Here is a 17,220-nt window from a genome sequence, read left to right on the forward strand (position 1 = left end):
AGCGCGTTCGATCGCTCCAATCGGCTAAACTCCCGCGCCTCACCTAGCCAGGAACGCCCCGATTTTCTCCGCCAGTCCATCCACATGCAACATCGGCGCATGGCCCTGGCCTCTGGCCTCGACGGCGACGAGACGCGGATGTCGGCGCTGCATGTCCTCCACTGTCTCGCGCGACAGCAGCCGCGAAAATGCGCCTCGAACCACCATCATGGGCTTGTCGACAAGCAAGGTGAATTGCGGCCAGAGGTCCGGCAGCCCTTGGGCGAGATCGGCGGCGCGGAATTGTTCGGCAATCGCGGGGTCGAAATCTGCCACCAGCTTGCCCTCGATCTCTCGATAGAGCGCTCTGGCCATCCCGGCCCAGTCTTCGGCGCCGAGCGCTGGAAACTCCGCGCCATGCGTCGCTTGCAGGATTTCGGCGGCCTCGCTGAAGGTAGACGGAGCCCGTCGGCTGCCGAGGTAGCCCTGGATCTGCTTCAAACCCTCTGCTTCCAGCACCGGACCAATATCGTTCAGCACGAGGCGCTCGATCCGCCCGAGATGTGTCATCGCCAGCACATGCAGGATAAGGCCGCCGCGCGAGGTGCCGATAAAGTCTGCCGTTTCGATGCTCAACCGGTCCAGCACGCTGATGACATCGCCGGCCTCGACCGGGATCGTATAGCGCTCCGGCTGCGGGTCGCGGTCCGAGAGCCCGCGGCCACGCGAGGAGATTGCGATCACCCTGCGGTCATAAGGCGCTGCCGCCAGAATCCGGGCGAGATCCTCGAAATCGAGTACGTTGCGTGTCAGGCCAGGCAGGCCGACGACCGGTATGCCGCCATTGCCCTCGCCATGGATGCGCACATGCAGCCTGAGGCCGTCGGGAACGGTGATGAAGTGGTCGATGCTCTCGCTCATGTGCTCTCCCCGCATAAAGAAACTGACGGGAGCCTAGCGGAGGTGATGCCGCCGGTCATCCAACAATCAGGGGAGGGCGCGCGCTATCGCCCGAAGCGCAGGTCGTGCACGATGTCGGTCTTCTGGCCGAGCCGGCTCTTGTAGACCTGGTAATTCTCCATCACCCGCATGACGTAGTTGCGCGTCTCGGGGAAGGGGATGCGCTCGATCCAGTCTACGACCTCGTCGATCGACTTGCCGCGCGGGTCGCCATAGCGGTCGATCCATTCCGGCACTTTGCGCGGACCGGCATTATAGGCGATGAAGGTCAGGATATAGGAGCCGCCGAAGGCGTCGATCTGCTCGCCGAGATAATGCGCGCCAAGCGTGGCGTTGAAGCCGGCATCCCGCGTCAGCTTCTCCGGGGCATAGGCAATGCCATGCCGCGCCGCCACGCCCTTGGCCGTTGAGGGCAGAAGCTGCAACAGCCCGCGCGCATCGGCCGGCGAGACGGCGGCCGGATTGAAGGCGCTTTCCTGGCGGGCAATGGCGTAAGCCAGCGCCTTGCCGGAACCTGCAATATTGGCCGACGACGGGATGACGCCGACGGGGAAGGCGAGGGCCGGCACATCGATCCCCCGTGCATAGGCCGTCTTGCCGATCTGCAGCGACAATTGATGCCCGCCCTCTGATTTCTCCGCCCGTGTGCTAAGGAGGGCCAGTTCGCCGGGGCTGTCCAGCTGGTCGGCGAGCGCCCGGTAAAGGCTCTGCGCCCGCCAGCCATGGCCGGCCGCCTCGTAGCGTGCAATCGCCTGGATCGCCTCGCGGCCCTCGAAGCGGGCGCGGTCGGCGCTGCTCGGGCGCGGATAGGGGATCTCGATCCCCGCGCGATCGATGCGGGCTGCGGCGAGCTGACCGTAAAACGTGCTGGAATGCTGTGCGGCGCGGGCGAAATAGTCGCGCGCCTTGCCGTCCTTGGCCACCTCCGAGGCGCGGCCCAGCCAATACCAGGCGCGGCTTGCCGAAAGGGGTCGGTTGGAGACCTCGAGGATGCGGCCGAAATGCCGGCTTGCGGTCTTGGGATCGTTCAGCGCCCGCAGCGCATACCAGCCGGCGTGGAATTCGGCGTCCGCCACATCCGTCGCCTCGGTCGCCACGTGGCGGGAGACGATCCGGTAGGCCTCGCGATATTGGCCGAGATCGGCAAGCCCGCGGGCGACGATGCGCTGCTCGTCCCACCAAGCGCCGCCATTGATCAGCACCTTGGGGTCACGCGGCATCTGCTCGATCAGCTTGGCGGCCGCTTCGAATTCCTGTTTGCGCCGCAGGTTTTCAATCCGGATGAAGAGATAGGCCGGGTCCTTCGCCCAGGACTTGTCGACCGCGGAGATCAGTGCATCGACATTTCGCGCGCGTGCAATCAGCCCGGCCCAGGCCTTGTAGAGCGACTGCGCCTCGCCGAGCGTCGAAAACCGTTTCGCCTGGCTCGCGCGCTCGCGATAGAGCAGATAGTCCATGCGGGCGCGGTGGTCGGCGGTGGTGAGCAGGCCGGAAAACTCCGCCATCACCCGGTCTTCGGTCGCGACATCGAGCGCATCGCCGCGCCAGAGAGTGCGGATGAGGCTTGTGGCCTTCGCCTTGTCGCCGGTTGCAAGATGGGCGCGCGCAAGCAGCATCGTGCCTTCGGTCGTCTCCGGCGCGGTGTCGCCGAAGGCGGCGAGAACGGCCGAGGGTGCCGGGTTTTCGCGGAAAAGCGCTTTTTCCGAATTGGCACGGAAGGCTTTAAGCCCCGGCCAGCCGGTGAGCTGCCGTTGTGCGGTGGCAATCTCGGTCGCCGGCACGTCGCGCAGGCCCGACATTGCAATCGACCAGGTCAGCATGTGCCGGTCGAGTCCTTCGGGCATGCGGTTGCGGATTAAAATCGCCTGAGCGCCATCGCGATCGGAGAGGGCATCGAGCCCGGCCTTCAGCTGCGGATTGACGGCGGCGAGCCGCTCTCCGCGCGGAATGGCACCCGTCGTCTCGAAGGAGGGCGGCGTTGCCTTGGTCGGGGCAAAGCCGAGCGGCTTGATCGCCGGCACGGGCACGGACGCCGGTGGCTCGGCAAGCGCTGGCAGCGACGACACGGCAAGGCCGAGGCCGAGAACGGAAGCTGAGAGAAGGGTCGTTTTCATCCACACACCGCAATCATAGCACCACGCGGGAAGTAGGCCGAGAACGGGGTTAACAAAGCCTTGACGTGATCGATCACATTCTCTCGAACGAAGCCCCGGAAAACCGTCACAAAACTCCCTTGCATGCGCTTGTCGCACCCGAAGGTGCGAAGTAATGTGCCCCCGATTTAGTTTCAGAATGCGGCCGAAGCGTGAATCTCGGCCCCCGGGGAGTTCATTGCATGTATCAGGGATCCATTCCCGCACTCGTCACGCCGTTCACAGATGAGGGCGCCGTCGACGAGCAAGCCTTCGCCGCCCATGTGGAATGGCAGATTTCCGAAGGCTCTTCCGGCCTCGTTCCCGTCGGCACCACGGGGGAATCGCCGACGCTGTCCCATGACGAACACAAGCGGGTGGTCGAACTCTGTGTCGAAGTCGCCGCCAAGCGCGTGCCGGTCATTGCCGGCGCCGGCTCCAACAACACGGTGGAAGCGATCGAACTTGCCCAGCATGCCGAAGCCGTCGGCGCCGATGCGCTGCTCGTCGTCACGCCCTATTACAACAAGCCGACCCAGAAGGGCCTGATCGCCCATTACAAGGCGATCGCCGAAGCCGTCTCGCTGCCGATCATCATCTACAACATCCCCGGCCGCTCGGTCATCGACATGTCGCCGGAAACGATGGGGGCGCTTGCCAAGGCGCACAAGAACATCGTCGGTGTGAAGGATGCGACCGGCAAGATCGAGCGCGTCTCCGAACAGCGCATCACCTGTGGGCCGGATTTTGTCCAGCTCTCGGGCGAGGATGCAACCGCACTCGGCTTCAACGCCCATGGCGGCGTCGGCTGCATTTCCGTCACCGCCAATGTCGCCCCGCGCCTCTGTGCCGAATTCCAGGCGGCAACGCTGGCTGGCGACTATGCCAAGGCGCTCACTTATCAGGACCGCCTGATGCCGCTGCACAAGGCGATCTTCCTCGAGCCCGGCCTCTGCGGCGCGAAATATGCGCTGAACCGCACTCGCGGCATGAACCGCACCGTCCGCCTGCCGCTGATGGCGACGCTGGAAACCTCGACGGAAGGGGCGATCGATGCGGCGCTGAAGCATGCAGGGCTGACGAACTGAAGAAATGACCTCAAGGCCGGCGGAGACGCCGGCCTTTCTGTTTGAAGGGCCAGCCGTCATCGCGATCCCCGGTCGAGGCGCCCTTTTGATCTGCACGAAGCGCTTGGGCGAGCCGCGCTTCCGATCCCGCACGCACGGGACATCCGCCAGAAAACTTGTTCCCTGATGGGAACGACACGGCCCCCGCAGGCGTATAGCCGGGCGGGCTTTGTGGCGTGGCGGGTTTTTTGCCGCCGTCGCGAAGCCCAGCGGACGAGACATCGAAGAGGAGTGCCGGATGACTGTCGTGCTTGCCACCGTGTGCGAAGATGGCGTGGTGCTGGGATCGGATTCCCAGATCACCGACAAGGGGCGGGGCATGACCTATCCGGCCGAAAAGCTGCATCCGCTCGGCAAGGATGCCGCCTGGGGCGGCAGCGGCGCGCGCTCCGTGCTGACCGATGTCGCCCGGCTCTTCACCGAAAACAACGCCGCGATCCTGGAAGCCCCCGATATCGGTCGTGCGCTGCAGGCCCAGGTCCTGCCGATTCTGCGCCACCACTACGAGACCTTCATCCCCGATGTGCCGGGCGAGGAGGGCGGCGGCACGCCCTCGGCCTATGTCATGGCGGCGGGCTGGCGCGACGGCGAGCCCTGGATCATCGAAATCACGCCGTCCGGCATGATCGGCCATTATGCCGATATCGGTTTCCACGCGATCGGCAGCGGCGCGCCCATGGCCCAGCAGGCGGGCGCGCTTCTCTCCCACTTCCACCTGACGGAACGCTCCACCCGCTTCGGCTGCGCCGCCGTCCTGCGCGTGCTGCAGGCGCTCGACCTCACCTCGGCGAGCGTCGGCAAACCCTTCAGCCTCTGCCGCATCGACGCCGACGGCGCCCATCACCTGAGCGACAAGGAGATCGAGGAGGTCGCGACCCTTGTGCGCAAATGGGAAAAGGCCGAGCAGAAGGTGATCGGCGATGTGTTTGATTGAGGGGGGCGGAAGATGTGCCGAGCGTCATCGCCTGCCTGCCGCTGATGGCACGTTGGAAGCCGAGCCGGAGCATGCAGGGCCCATGAACCGAGGGAATGAGCTCAAGGCCGGCGAAGACGCCGGTTTTTTTAGGTTGGGGGGCGCTGTTTACGATAGCTTTTATCACGTCGCTCCCACCGACGTGTCAGGTTCATAGTTCACGGAAGCATGACGTATTTGTCAGCCTCCGCAGATGCGAAGTTGATACGGACTTCGTTCTTGGCCAGCCGGAATGCCTTCTCGTACGTTTCACCATGAGCGAGTGCCCTGTAGAAGGAGCGGGTGAAGGCAATAGCAGCATTGTCGTCGATTGAGGTGGTGCAGCCTATGACGGCCTTCACATGTGGTGACGCAAGCCTTGCGACACTCTCTGAGTAACACGCGTTCAGTAGCAAGCAGTCGACGCTAGGATTTAACTCAATCAACTCGGCGATTGCCTCGGCAGATACCTCTGATGCATTACCATTGACGTCTTCGAAGAGGAGGACTCCTCGATCTCCATGGCCGCTGAAGTGAAGGATCTGTGGTTTAACGTTCATGACCTCCATCTGCAGTTGGTTGGTCCTCACCGCCCAGCGATGTTCGATTTGGACCACAGTCATGGGCTCGTTGACAAGCTTCAACTGTTCCCGCAAATCCCTAGCCTCTTCATCCAGGCGAAGGGATTGCTGATCGACGGGGGACGCGGCTAGCATAAGAGCCTTCATTGTGAGTTTTGCCTTCCTTATGAGTGGCGCCCCGCGGAACATTGTCTCCAGATCGGTTGAATTCTGGAAAAGATCGAGATTGCCTTCCGCTGGAGCATTGCTTTTTAAAGCCGAGTACAACTCGGTTTGCTCGGCACCAAGCAGTATCCGGTCTAGGAGGTAGGGCTCTGCTTCCGCTACTGCGCATGCCTTGTCCCAGTAAGGAGGGCATTCTTCCGAGAAACGCCCAAAATGTTCAGCCAGTAGACTCTTCGCATCTCGATCATCTTCAGTGTCGAACCACCCGATCGTTATCTCTTCGAGGCCGTCATAATAATTTGTCAGCAAGCCTTTCGCGAGGCCTAGACGCGCTTCGGGATTCGACAAGAAAGAGCCGCGATAGATGATTTCGTGCCTCTCCATTCGGTTCGCTACCTTCTCCGCTCCAAGTTGAAGGAGCTTAGCCTGAACGTTGGGCGGTTGCTTTTCGAGGCTATCAAAAGACATGCCTAGGTCGGCGATAGTGAGATGGCGATTTTCAAGTACGCACCAGACACAGTACTGCCTGACGATGTCATCCGGATATGAGCCCAATGCTTTGACGATCTGACCGTTCGAATGCCTCGGATCGAAGAGGTTCTCGATATCCTTGTTCAGACCTACCGTGATCAGCGCGAGCTTCAGAACCTGGGGATCCGCAGTGTCGATGTTGATCTTGAGTCCAGACAGATCAAGCCTACTAGGATCACTGACCTGCATTGCGGCCAGAACTCGTACAATTGGATCGACTGTCTTCAGCGAAGGTACTTCTTCAATGCGACCGTTGTACATCCGTGACAGGGCGGCGACGGCTGCTGCCACGATCTCGGGGTTGCCTTGGTGGGCCTGAAGGGCGAGTTCCACGTAGCGAGTGCACCCAGCGCGAGTGCCAAATTGGGCGAGTGCGTTCAGACACCAGCGAATTACTTTATGGTCTGCATGTGCGAGCACAATACCGTTGACGATTTGCTCGAAGGCGTTTCGATTGTCAGGTCGTAGGGTAAAGCCTTGGCGGTAAAGGCGTGACACGTCCTGCAGCGCAGTCTTTTTGCGCCGGGCGCTACCGTTCTCGATTTCGTACTTAAGGAATGCCGTCTTTCCGGCGGAAATAACTGGCGACACTACCTGTGATCGCCGCGCGCTGACACAGCATCGAGGACAGCGAGCGTCCATGGCTCGAAGTCGTCAATGTTGTTTGGTTTGGTTCGGATATCCATCCATCGAGGATCATTGATCGATAGCCGCCGTGTGGTGGGTTCGAACCAATCCGGACACGTCCAATCCATTAGAACAATGATCGCGCCACGATGCTCGTCACGATCGACCTTCATTACGAGGATTGGCTGCGGGTGTGAGATCGCCTCTCCATGGACTGCTGCCGCAGAAATATCTAAATCGGAAAGAATTGCCTCAAGAGCATTCTCACTAGCGCCATAATCGCCATCAGAGAACAGAGTGCGGTCGTGGAAACTCACACCTCCAGGGAAGCCGATGGTGCGCTTGTTGGCAAAGGTGTCATGATCGTCCCGATATCGCCCCAGCCTGTAAGAAAGTACCTCGCATCCTCGCCTGACGACTGAGAAGGTCCATACGGGGAGCCTGTCTTGATGCTCGTCGGTATGAGCGTAGTGCAATGCATTTGCAAGTTCCGCACTACGTGCGAACTGCCTCCAATCGGCTAACAGCTCAAGTTCGCAATCAGCAACGAAGCTCGCGTCGATCAATAGCGCCGGTTCTTGGTGGAGGTCGCGCGTCCGACGCCGGGCGGCAAAACGCTCCTTATACTTCGGCGGAATCTCAGGGTCTGATATCAGTGCGGTCAGAAAGAACATTCCCGGCTCAGTGCGAAAAAAAGCCGAAGTCGATCGCCGCTGAAGAATGTCCGAACTCAGTCTCGCCTGAAGGGTTTTCTCCTGGGTTTTGCCGTAGAGGTGTTTTGGCACCAGACGGGCCTTGTAGGCCGCGTCCAGGATGCCCTTCGCCGTCATGGGGCGGCGCGAAACTCTGAGAACCTTTTGCGCGATTTCGAGATAGCTATCCATTGCTCTTCAAGTTTCCAAAGCCGCAAAATCATACATTGTCGCACGTAATACAACAAGTAGTCCTGCGGGCTACTCAACCGGGAATACTCATAACGTTGCCTTCTGTCCCACTTAACATTTCAACATTCCGCAGGCTCGCGCGATTCTGTCGCCAGATCGATCTCCACTTTTGGCCAGGCGCCATAACCGATTATGGCGGCGCTGAACGCGCGTGGCCACCATCTCCCCACCTTTATTTCCCCCCCATCCTCCATTACATACCTGTCATACCCGCAACGCCCCGCCCGGGCGCTAGGCGACACACGACAAAATCACGGGCGAAACGGAAGATCAGGCCATGGCCCCCAAAGGCTCACAGCGCGTCGTCAACAAGATCGTTGCGGAAAACCGCAAGGCGCGCTTCAATTATGAGATCGTCGACACCTACGAGGCCGGTCTGGTTCTGACCGGCACGGAGGTCAAGTCGCTGCGTGAGGGCAAGGCCAATATTGCCGAATCCTATGCCTCCGACGAGGGCGAGGAGATCTGGCTGATCAATTCGCATCTGCCGGAATATCTGCAGGCGAACCGCTTCAATCACGAGCCGCGCCGCCGTCGCAAGCTGTTGCTCTCCAAGCGCGAGATCAACCGCCTGCGCGCCTCGATCAATCGCGAGGGCATGACGCTGGTGCCGTTGAAAATCTATTTCAACGAGAAGGGCAGGGCGAAGCTGGAGCTGGCGCTCGCCAAGGGCAAGAAGCTGCACGACAAGCGCGAGACCGAGAAGGAGCGCGACTGGAACCGCCAGAAATCCCGCCTGTTGAAGACGGGCTGATCATGGCGCTCTCGAATCTGAAGGTCACCGTCGGCCCCTTCGTCTTCGAGGCGAGGTTCGAGCGCGAAAAGGCGCCCGAGACCTGCCGCATTTTCGAGACCTTCCTGCCCTTCCGCAATCAGGCGATCCATTCGCGCTGGTCGGGCGAGGCGGTCTGGGTGCCGCTCGGCGATTTCCAGTTCGGCGCCGGTTTCGAAAACCACACGGCCCATCCCTCCCGTGGCGACATCCTGCTTTATCCCGGCGGCTTCAGCGAAACCGAGCTGCTGTTTGCCTATGGCTCCTCGCAGTTTGCGAGCAAGATGGGCGTTCTGGCGGGCAACCATTTCCTGACGGTGACGAAGGGGCAGGAGCAGCTGGAGGCCATGGGCAAGATGGTTCTGTGGCAGGGCGCGCAGGACATCGCCTTCGAGGCGATGTGACTTCATGAAATAGCTTACAGGGGAGGGGGCGCCAGAATACCCCCCTCTGCCCTGCCGGGCATCTCCCCCACAAGGGGGGAGAGCGGCTGAGCCGCCGGCCTATCGCCCAGCGATGTTTTTTTGGGATCGAGCAGCAAATGGGACGCCCCACCTCCCCTCGAGGGGGAGGTCGCCGCAATGCGGCGGGTGGGGTGAACCCTGCTTCGAGTTCGATGTTTTCACGATCTCTGTAAACTTTGGGCCGTCACCCCACCCCGGAGCTTCGCTCCGACCCTCCCCCTCAAGGGGAGGGTGTGGCCGCGTCGCAGCCATGCCCCACTCTCCCCCCGTGTGGGGGAGATGTCACGAAGTGACAGAGGGGGGTAACGTGCGGCTAAGCGATAATCGTGGGGCCGGGCGCCCGCTCGCCCTCAATGCTCGTCTTCGCTCGCCGTCGCCGGCTCCGGCGCGCGGGGCATGCCGCGTTCGGAAGGGTCGCGGCCGATTTCGGCCTTCAGCGTCATCAGGTCGATGAAGTGGTCCGACTGGCGGCGGAGATCATCGGCGATCATCGGCGGCTGGGTGGCCATGGTGGAGACGACCGAAACCTTGCGGCCCTTGCGCTGCAGCGCTTCCACCAGCGTAGTGAAGTCGCCGTCGCCGGAAAAGAGCACGAGATGGTCGACGGTTTCCGACTGCTCCATCGCGTCGATGGCCAGTTCGATATCCATGTTGCCCTTGACCTTGCGGCGGCCCATGCTGTCGGTGAATTCCTTCGCCGGCTTGGTCACGACCTTGTAGCCGTTATAATCCAGCCAGTCGATCAGCGGGCGGATCGAGGAATATTCCTGGTCCTCGATGAGGGCGGTGTAATAGTAGGCGCGCAGCAGATAGCCGCGCTTCTGAAAAGCCTTCAGAAGCTTGCGATAATCGATATCGAAGCCGAGGCTCTTGGAGGCAGCATAGAGATTGGCGCCGTCGATAAAGAGTGCAATTTTCTCGCGGGGGTCGAACATCTCGATATCCTTACGTCAAAAAATGATCAGTCTCGGCAATTGGCAATCAAAACAATACCTTGCCCCTCCACATATGACCACTGCTTTACATTATGAAATGATCATATAAAAATCTATCTAGGGCATCGCATGACGCAATCCAAGCAGCTTGCGGTTGAAATGTGGTGTAAAGAGGGTCTTTTCCGGCCTTCATTTTTGGGCTTGGCGGGGCGACGGCACGAAAAACTTGAATTTGCCGTCCATTGCCTGTATCGCACCCGTCAATCCCACGCATTCAAGATCGCAAAGGACAGGCAATGGCCCGTGTCACCGTTGAAGATTGCATCGACAAAGTCGAAAACCGCTTCGAGCTCGTTCTGCTCGCGAGCCACCGCGCGCGCCAGATCTCCCAGGGCGCGCCGATCACCATCGATCGCGACAAGGACAAGAACCCGGTTGTGGCGCTGCGCGAAATCGCCGACGAGACGCTTTCGCCCGACGACCTGAAGGAAGATCTGATCCATTCGCTGCAGAAGCACGTCGAAGTCGATGAGCCGGAGCAGGAGCCGAGCTCGATGCTCGCCAACACCGGCACCGCCGGCAAGGGCGAGGAAGAGGACGACCTGCCGGAAACGCTCACCTTCGACCAGATGTCGGAAGAAGAGCTGCTCGCCGGTATCGAAGGCCTGGTTCCGCCGGAAAAGAGCGACGATTACTAATCGTCAACCTGTCGGAAATTAGTCTGCTTCGGACTGTAGGATAAGCGTGCGCCAGTCGTCTCGACTGGCGCGCTTTTTCGTTTCTAGGAGACGCGTGGAATGATGCGGCAATACGAGCTCGTGGAGCGGGTGCAGAAATACAAGCCCGATGCCAACGAAGCTCTGCTCAACAAGGCCTATGTCTATGCCATGCAGAAGCACGGCAAGCAGACACGCGCCAGCGGGGACCCCTATATCTCCCACCCGCTCGAAGTTGCCGCCATCCTCACCGACATGCATCTCGACGAATCGACGATTGCGGTTGCGCTGCTGCACGATACGATCGAAGACACCTCGGCCACCCGCGCCGAAATCGACGAACTCTTCGGCGAGGATATCGGCCGCCTGGTCGAGGGCCTGACCAAGATCAAGAAGCTCGACCTCGTCACCAAGAAGGCCAAGCAGGCGGAAAACCTGCGCAAGCTCTTGCTCGCGATTTCGGATGACGTGCGCGTGCTGCTCGTCAAGCTCGCCGACCGCCTGCACAACATGCGCACGCTCGAGCATATGCGCGACGACAAGCGCGCCCGCATCTCGGAAGAGACGATGGAAATCTATGCGCCGCTCGCCGGCCGCATGGGTATGCAGGACATGCGCGACGAGCTGGAGGACTTGTCCTTCCGCTACATGAACCCGGAAGCCTATGAGACGGTCACGAACCGTCTCGCGGAACTGTCGACCCGCAACGAAGGCCTGATCACCAAGATCGAGGACGAGTTGCGCGAGTTGCTGGTGGCCAACGGCCTGCTGAATACGTCGGTCAAGGGCCGGCAGAAGAAGCCCTATTCCGTCTTCCGCAAGATGCAGTCGAAGTCGCTTTCCTTCGAGCAGCTTTCCGACGTCTATGGTTTCCGCATCCTGGTTGACGACATCCCCGGCTGCTACCGCGCGCTCGGCATCGTGCACACGCGCTGGCGCGTCGTCCCCGGTCGCTTCAAGGACTATATCTCGACGCCGAAGCAGAACGACTACCGCTCGATCCACACCACGATCGTCGGCCCGTCCCGCCAGCGCATCGAGCTGCAGATCCGCACGCGGCGCATGCATGACATTGCCGAATTCGGCATCGCGGCCCACAGTCTCTACAAGGATGGCGAAAACGGCGATGCGAGCGAGCCGCTGCAGCGCGAAAGCAATGCCTATTCCTGGCTGCGCCACACGATCGAGGCTTTGGCTGAGGGCGACAATCCCGAAGAGTTTCTGGAGCATACCAAGCTCGAACTCTTCCAAGACCAGGTCTTCTGCTTCACGCCGAAGGGCAAGCTGATCGCGCTGCCGCGGGGCGCAACCCCGATCGACTTTGCCTATGCCGTCCACACCAATGTCGGGGACACCTGCGTCGGCGCCAAGATCAACGGTTCGATCATGCCGCTCGTCACACGTCTGTCGAATGGCGACGAAGTCGAGATCATCCGCTCCGGCGTGCAGGTGCCGCCGGCGGCTTGGGAAGAGATCGTCGTCACCGGCAAGGCGCGCGCTGCCATCCGCCGTGCGACCCGCATGGCGATCCGCAAGCAATATGCGGGTCTCGGCCAGCGCATCCTCGAGCGCACCTTCGAGCGCGCCGGCAAGGTCTTCTCCAAGGACACCCTGCGTCCGGCGCTGCATCGTCTTGGCCAGCGCGACGTGGAAGATGCGATCGCCTCCGTCGGCCGCGGCGAGACCTCCTCGCTCGACGTGCTTCGCGCCGTCTTCCCCGACTATCAGGACGAACGCGTCACGGTAAAACCGTCCTCGGACGAGGGCTGGTTCGCGATGAACAGCGCCAATGGCATGGTCTTCAAGATCCCGGGGCCGGCCCATCCCAAGGGCGATGTGCCGACGGCCGGCGATGGCCCGGATCCGCTGCCGATTCGCGGTCTGTCGGGCAATGCCGAGGTGCATTTCTCGCCTGCCGGAGCTGTCCCCGGCGACCGCATCGTCGGCATCATGGAAGACGACAAGGGCATCACCATCTATCCGATCCAGGCATCCGCCCTGCAGCGCTTCGAAAACGAACCGGAGCGCTGGATCGATGTGCGCTGGGATCTCGACGAGGCCAACAAGTCGCGCTTTGTCGCCCGCATCCTGATCAATGCCCTGAACGAGCCGGGGACCTTGGCAACAGTCGCGCAATGCGTCGCGCGCCTCGACGTCAACATCCGGGTGCTCAACATGATCCGCATCGCCACCGACTTTACCGAGATGGCGATCGATCTCGAGGTCTGGGATCTGCGCCAGCTGAGCCAGCTGCTCGGCGAGCTGAAGGAGCTCGACTGCATCTCGACCGTCAAGCGCGTCTACGACTGAGGCGAGAGCATGGAGCTCACGGAAGAGGCGGGTGGTGATCACCGCCGCTCGCCTGCTTATCAGCCGTTTGCCTCCGATTTCATCACATTCCTGCCCAATTGGTAAACCTCGCGGGCTCTGTCATGCGTCCAGCGCATGGCTGTATTCAATTCTTGTCTCTGGTGCTTTGTGCGCCGCAACATTACCTTCGGGACAACAAAGGAAGAGAACGAACCGAGGATAAAACGATGTTTACTCCGATCCGCAAAATCGCCCGCGCCCTTCGCGTCCCGACTGCTGCTGAGCGCGAAATGAACTACCTGAACGGCGCCCGTGACCTGGTCGACCTGGAATACCGCCAGCGCGAAATCGATCGTGGCATGTTCCGCCGCGGCTGATTGCCTTCGGCCTGACACAAAGCCGATCTAAGCCTTGCTGTGACGCCGGTTTCCGCCGGCGTCTTTTGCTTTTTGGTCACGGTGTCAGCCGCTTTTCCTTGCCGAGACCGTCGAGGATCAACTACATATCCCGCATGCTGTTTCGACGCCGGCAACCGATTTCAAGACTGACAAAGCTGCGTGAGCTTTTCTGGCCGCGTCGAGGCTTCATCCGGTCGTTTCACTATCTCACCAAGCGCGTCTTGCGCCTGTCGGCAACGCCGCATGCCATCGCCGCTGGCGTGGTGGCGGGGGTGGCTTCCTCCTGGACGCCGTTCATCGGCCTGCACTTCGTGCTCGCCTTCGCCATCGCCTACCTGATTGCCGGTAACATGGTCGCCGCGGCGATCGGCACGGCCTTCGGCAACCCGCTGACCTTCCCCTTCATCTGGGCGGCAACCTGGGAGGTCGGGCATCGGCTGATCGGCAAGGGCAATCCGACAGCGCAAAGCGTCGATCTGGAAAAGCGCTTCTCCCTGTCCGCGATAGAGAGCATGTGGCAGCCGATCCTGAAGCCGATGTTGATCGGTGCAATCCCCCTTGCGATCGTCAGCGGCATCATCATCTATTGCATCATCTATTTCACCGTGGCGAAGTTCCAGGCGCGGCGCCGGGAGCGGCTTGCCGAACGGGCGCGTGCCCGCCTTGCGGAAGCCCTCCAGGGATCGAGCATCTGACATGATCATCGGCATTGGCAGCGACCTCGTTGATATCAGGAGGATCGAGAAGTCGATCACCCGCTTCGGCGAGAAATTCACCGCCCGCTGCTTCACGGAGGAAGAGCAGGCGCGTGCCAATGGCCGCAAGGACAGCGCCGCATCCTATGCCAAGCGTTTTGCCGCCAAGGAGGCCATGGCCAAGGCCCTGGGCACGGGCATTGCCGAAGGTGTCTTCTGGAAGGAGATGGGCGTCGTCAATCTTCCGAACGGCAAGCCCGGTCTCGAACTGACCGGTGGTGCGGCCAGATGCCTCGAGCGTCTTCTGCCGCCGGGCCATGTCGCCCAGATCCATCTGACCATCACCGACGAATTTCCCTATGCCCAGGCATTCGTCATCGTTGAAGCCCTGCCGGAAAGTCGCTGAGTTATCTGGTCGCGCTGGTCGGCGGGGCTTCGCGGTTGCCGCGCTCGCCCGAACCGACTAGAGAGAGCAGGATTTTCGCAAGAAGGAACCGACCCGCGTGAGCGAAGAAAAGAAGCAAAGTGCCCTCTGGGAAAACGTCAAGGTCATCATCCAGGCCTTGCTCCTGGCCATGGTGATCCGGACCGTGTTCTTTCAGCCCTTCACGATCCCGTCCGGCTCGATGATGCCGACGCTGCTCGTCGGCGACTACATCTTCGTCAACAAGTTCTCCTACGGCTATTCGAAATACTCGCTGCCTTTCTCGCCGGACCTCTTCGAAGGCCGCATCTTTGCGAGCGAACCGGAGCGCGGGGACATCGCCGTCTTCCGTTTCCCGCCGAACCCGAGCATTGACTACATCAAGCGCGTCGTCGGCCTGCCGGGCGACCGGATCCAGGTCATCGGTGGTGTTCTGAACGTCAACGGCACCCCGGTTCCCAAGGTTGAAGACGGCGTCTTCACCTCCGACTACCGCCTCGATCCCGGCACCGACGTGCCGGTCTTCCGCGAAACGCTTGATAACGGCGTGAGCTATGACACGCTCGATCAGGCCCAGGGCACCCGTGGTGACGACACCCGCGAGTTCATCGTGCCGGAAGGCCATTACTTCATGATGGGCGACAACCGCGACAATTCGCTGGACAGCCGCTTCGACGTTGGCTTCGTGCCGGCCGAGAACCTGATCGGCAAGGCGTCGCTGATCTTCTTCTCGCTCGGCAACGACACTTCGTTCCGCGAAGTCTGGAAGTGGCCGGCCAACATGCGCTGGGATCGCCTGTTCAAGGTGGTCGAATGACGGACAAGAAGGTGGTCGGCGAAAAGGATTGGGAGCAGCTTCAAGCTGCGATCGGCCACAAGTTCGCCGACCGCGACCGCCTGATGCGGGCGCTGACGCATGCCAGCGCCCAGGTCTCGCGGGGGAAGAAGGGCGACTACGAGCGGCTGGAGTTCCTGGGTGACCGGGTTCTCGGCCTGTGTGTCGCCGAATTGCTCTTCAAGACCTTTCGGGACGCCACCGAAGGCGAGCTTTCGGTGCGCTTCAATCAGCTGGTCAGCGCCGAGGCCTGCGCCTCGGTTGCCGACGAGATGGAGCTGCACCGCTTCATCCGTACCGGCTCGGACGTGAAGAAGATCACGGCGAAGAACATGCTGAATGTCCGCGCCGACGTGGTGGAAAGCCTGATTGCGGCCATCTACCTCGAGGCAGGACTGGAGGCCGCGCGCGGCTTCATCCTGAAATACTGGACCAGTCGTGCTGCCCGCGCCGATGGCGCCCGCCGCGACGCCAAGACCGAATTGCAGGAATGGACGCATGCCAAGTTTGGCAAGCCGCCCATCTACAAGGTTGCCGATCGCTCCGGACCGGATCATGATCCCCGCTTCACGGTGATCGTCGAAATCCCGGGCCTGAAGTCCGAGGTCGGCATCGAACGATCCAAGCGTGCCGCCGAGCAGGTGGCCGCAACGAAGATTCTCGAACGCGAAGGCGTCTGGGCGAAGGCCTCCGACGCGAACTGATTGGAAGATATGACCGAGACCGAACCCCATGACAGTGGCGAAGCCACCGGCAACACCCCGACCCGATCCGGCTTCGTTGCCCTGATCGGCCCCACCAACGCCGGCAAGTCGACGCTGGTCAACCGCTTCGTCGGCGCCAAGGTGTCGATCGTCAGCCACAAGGTGCAGACGACGCGCGCCGTGATGCGCGGCATCGCGATCCACAAGAACGCCCAGATCGTCTTCATGGACACGCCCGGCATATTCAAGCCGCGGCGCAAGCTTGATCGCGCCATGGTGACCTCGGCCTGGGGCGGCGCCAAGGATGCCGACCTGATCCTGCTGCTGATCGACAGCGAGCGCGGTCTGCGTGGCGACGCCGAGGCGATCCTCGAGGCGCTGAAGGATGTGCCACAGCCGAAGATCCTCGTCTTGAACAAGATCGACCGCGTTCGCCACGAAGATCTCTTCAAGCTTGCCGAGACTGCCAACGAGGCCGTCAAGTTCGACCGCACCTTCATGATCTCGGCCACGACCGGCTCCGGCTGCGACGACGTCATGGACTACCTTGCGGAAACCTTCCCGGAAGGCCCGTGGTATTACCCCGAGGACCAGATCTCCGACCTGCCGATGCGCCAGCTCGCCGCCGAGATCACCCGCGAAAAGCTCTTCCTGCGCCTGCATCAGGAGCTTCCGTATTCTTCGCATGTCGAGACGGAAAAGTGGGAAGAGCGCAAGGACGGCTCGGTTCGCATCGAGCAGGTGATCTATGTCGAGCGCGACAGCCAGAAGAAGATCGTGCTCGGGAAGAACGGCGACGCCATCAAGTCGATCTCGACCGCATCCCGCAAGGAACTCTCCGAGATCCTCGAGCAGCCGGTGCACCTCTTCCTCTTCGTCAAGGTGCGCGAAAACTGGGGCAACGATCCTGAGCGCTTCCGCGAAATGGGCCTGGAATTCCCGCGCGACTAGTTGAGACGAAGCGAAGGG

17 protein-coding genes are annotated in these 17,220 nt (G+C 61.2%); 12 read left to right on the top strand and 5 right to left on the bottom strand.

Annotation, left to right across the window (positions count from 1 at the left end; genetic code table 11):
* Window positions 1-39: 39 nt before the first annotated feature.
* Both FAA86_RS05195 and FAA86_RS05200 read right to left on the bottom strand, forming a co-directional pair.
* Entirely contained in the window at window positions 40-900 is an 861-nt protein-coding gene (locus FAA86_RS05195) for an alpha/beta fold hydrolase (protein WP_136538687.1), read from the bottom strand.
* Between the two features lie 83 nt (window positions 901-983).
* Window positions 984-3,053 carry a lytic transglycosylase domain-containing protein gene (locus tag FAA86_RS05200; protein WP_136538688.1) on the bottom strand — a complete coding sequence of 690 codons (2,070 nt, stop codon included), beginning with the start codon at window positions 3,051-3,053 and terminating at the stop codon, window positions 984-986.
* Window positions 3,054-3,274: 221 nt separating this feature from the next.
* Between FAA86_RS05200 and dapA the strand changes: the two genes are divergently transcribed.
* The gene (gene dapA / locus FAA86_RS05205; protein ID WP_136538690.1) at window positions 3,275-4,159 is read left to right on the top strand and encodes a 4-hydroxy-tetrahydrodipicolinate synthase; all 885 of its coding nucleotides are present in this window, start codon (window positions 3,275-3,277) and stop codon (window positions 4,157-4,159) included.
* Window positions 4,160-4,436: 277 nt separating this feature from the next.
* Window positions 4,437-5,132, top strand: coding sequence for an Ntn hydrolase family protein (locus FAA86_RS05210; protein WP_136538692.1), 696 nt, complete (start codon window positions 4,437-4,439; stop codon window positions 5,130-5,132).
* A 197-nt stretch (window positions 5,133-5,329) separates the two neighbouring features.
* Here FAA86_RS05210 and FAA86_RS05215 read toward each other — a convergent pair whose 3' ends face one another.
* Both FAA86_RS05215 and FAA86_RS05225 read right to left on the bottom strand, forming a co-directional pair.
* Entirely contained in the window at window positions 5,330-6,760 is a 1,431-nt protein-coding gene (locus FAA86_RS05215; RefSeq protein ID WP_136538694.1) for a CHAT domain-containing protein, read from the bottom strand.
* A gap of 257 nt (window positions 6,761-7,017) precedes the next feature.
* Window positions 7,018-7,938 (bottom strand): winged helix-turn-helix domain-containing protein, encoded by a 921-nt coding sequence (locus FAA86_RS05225; RefSeq protein WP_136538696.1) that lies wholly within the window; start codon window positions 7,936-7,938, stop codon window positions 7,018-7,020.
* A 337-nt stretch (window positions 7,939-8,275) separates the two neighbouring features.
* On the opposite strand from FAA86_RS05225, the gene smpB reads away from it, so the two are divergent.
* Together smpB and FAA86_RS05235 are read left to right on the top strand one after the other, a co-directional pair.
* Window positions 8,276-8,752 (top strand): SsrA-binding protein SmpB, encoded by a 477-nt coding sequence (smpB, locus tag FAA86_RS05230; RefSeq protein ID WP_113378446.1) that lies wholly within the window; start codon window positions 8,276-8,278, stop codon window positions 8,750-8,752.
* 2 nt (window positions 8,753-8,754) lie between these two features.
* A complete protein-coding gene (locus FAA86_RS05235) occupies window positions 8,755-9,174 on the top strand; it encodes a DUF3830 family protein (protein WP_136538698.1) in 420 nt (139 codons plus the stop codon).
* A 410-nt stretch (window positions 9,175-9,584) separates the two neighbouring features.
* Here FAA86_RS05235 and FAA86_RS05240 read toward each other — a convergent pair whose 3' ends face one another.
* The gene (locus tag FAA86_RS05240) at window positions 9,585-10,169 is read right to left on the bottom strand and encodes a LabA-like NYN domain-containing protein (RefSeq protein WP_113459210.1); all 585 of its coding nucleotides are present in this window, start codon (window positions 10,167-10,169) and stop codon (window positions 9,585-9,587) included.
* Between the two features lie 296 nt (window positions 10,170-10,465).
* On the opposite strand from FAA86_RS05240, the gene rpoZ reads away from it, so the two are divergent.
* From rpoZ to era, 8 genes are all read left to right on the top strand, one after another.
* The gene (rpoZ, locus tag FAA86_RS05245) at window positions 10,466-10,867 is read left to right on the top strand and encodes a DNA-directed RNA polymerase subunit omega (RefSeq protein ID WP_136538700.1); all 402 of its coding nucleotides are present in this window, start codon (window positions 10,466-10,468) and stop codon (window positions 10,865-10,867) included.
* Window positions 10,868-10,966: 99 nt separating this feature from the next.
* On the top strand, window positions 10,967-13,195 hold the full coding sequence (locus FAA86_RS05250) for a RelA/SpoT family protein (protein WP_136538702.1): 2,229 nt from the start codon (window positions 10,967-10,969) through the stop codon (window positions 13,193-13,195).
* A gap of 227 nt (window positions 13,196-13,422) precedes the next feature.
* Window positions 13,423-13,572, top strand: coding sequence for a DUF3563 family protein (locus FAA86_RS05255; RefSeq protein WP_113459212.1), 150 nt, complete (start codon window positions 13,423-13,425; stop codon window positions 13,570-13,572).
* 134 nt (window positions 13,573-13,706) lie between these two features.
* Entirely contained in the window at window positions 13,707-14,288 is a 582-nt protein-coding gene (locus tag FAA86_RS05260; protein ID WP_136538704.1) for a DUF2062 domain-containing protein, read from the top strand.
* Between the two features lies 1 nt (window position 14,289).
* Complete coding sequence (acpS, locus tag FAA86_RS05265; RefSeq protein ID WP_113459214.1) at window positions 14,290-14,694, top strand: holo-ACP synthase; 405 nt, start codon at window positions 14,290-14,292, stop codon at window positions 14,692-14,694.
* Window positions 14,695-14,791: 97 nt separating this feature from the next.
* Window positions 14,792-15,529, top strand: a complete 738-nt coding sequence (lepB, locus tag FAA86_RS05270) for a signal peptidase I (protein WP_136538706.1) — start codon at window positions 14,792-14,794, stop codon at window positions 15,527-15,529.
* A complete protein-coding gene (rnc, locus tag FAA86_RS05275) occupies window positions 15,526-16,251 on the top strand; it encodes a ribonuclease III (protein ID WP_113459216.1) in 726 nt (241 codons plus the stop codon). Before lepB ends, rnc begins: the two co-directional genes overlap by 4 nt.
* A 9-nt stretch (window positions 16,252-16,260) precedes the next feature.
* Window positions 16,261-17,202 (top strand): GTPase Era, encoded by a 942-nt coding sequence (gene era / locus FAA86_RS05280; RefSeq protein ID WP_136538708.1) that lies wholly within the window; start codon window positions 16,261-16,263, stop codon window positions 17,200-17,202.
* Window positions 17,203-17,220: the final 18 nt, after the last annotated feature.

It is taken from the genome of Rhizobium rosettiformans W3 (assembly GCF_004912135.1).
Lineage (GTDB): Bacteria > Pseudomonadota > Alphaproteobacteria > Rhizobiales > Rhizobiaceae > Allorhizobium > Allorhizobium rosettiformans.

Bases quoted from the DNA above. Each gene is read 5' to 3' on its own strand.
- smpB (WP_113378446.1), top strand. From the start codon at position 8,276: ATGGCCCCCAAAGGCTCACAGCGCGTCGTCAACAAGATCGTTGCGGAA.
- FAA86_RS05195 (WP_136538687.1), bottom strand. From the start codon at position 900: ATGAGCGAGAGCATCGACCACTTCATCACCGTTCCCGACGGCCTCAGG.
- FAA86_RS05260 (WP_136538704.1), top strand. From the start codon at position 13,707: ATGCTGTTTCGACGCCGGCAACCGATTTCAAGACTGACAAAGCTGCGT.
- era (WP_136538708.1), top strand. From the start codon at position 16,261: ATGACCGAGACCGAACCCCATGACAGTGGCGAAGCCACCGGCAACACC.
- rpoZ (WP_136538700.1), top strand. From the start codon at position 10,466: ATGGCCCGTGTCACCGTTGAAGATTGCATCGACAAAGTCGAAAACCGC.
- FAA86_RS05210 (WP_136538692.1), top strand. From the start codon at position 4,437: ATGACTGTCGTGCTTGCCACCGTGTGCGAAGATGGCGTGGTGCTGGGA.
- rnc (WP_113459216.1), top strand. From the start codon at position 15,526: ATGACGGACAAGAAGGTGGTCGGCGAAAAGGATTGGGAGCAGCTTCAA.
- FAA86_RS05255 (WP_113459212.1), top strand. From the start codon at position 13,423: ATGTTTACTCCGATCCGCAAAATCGCCCGCGCCCTTCGCGTCCCGACT.
- FAA86_RS05225 (WP_136538696.1), bottom strand. From the start codon at position 7,938: ATGGATAGCTATCTCGAAATCGCGCAAAAGGTTCTCAGAGTTTCGCGC.
- FAA86_RS05240 (WP_113459210.1), bottom strand. From the start codon at position 10,169: ATGTTCGACCCCCGCGAGAAAATTGCACTCTTTATCGACGGCGCCAAT.
- dapA (WP_136538690.1), top strand. From the start codon at position 3,275: ATGTATCAGGGATCCATTCCCGCACTCGTCACGCCGTTCACAGATGAG.
- FAA86_RS05235 (WP_136538698.1), top strand. From the start codon at position 8,755: ATGGCGCTCTCGAATCTGAAGGTCACCGTCGGCCCCTTCGTCTTCGAG.
- acpS (WP_113459214.1), top strand. From the start codon at position 14,290: ATGATCATCGGCATTGGCAGCGACCTCGTTGATATCAGGAGGATCGAG.
- FAA86_RS05200 (WP_136538688.1), bottom strand. From the start codon at position 3,053: ATGAAAACGACCCTTCTCTCAGCTTCCGTTCTCGGCCTCGGCCTTGCC.
- FAA86_RS05250 (WP_136538702.1), top strand. From the start codon at position 10,967: ATGATGCGGCAATACGAGCTCGTGGAGCGGGTGCAGAAATACAAGCCC.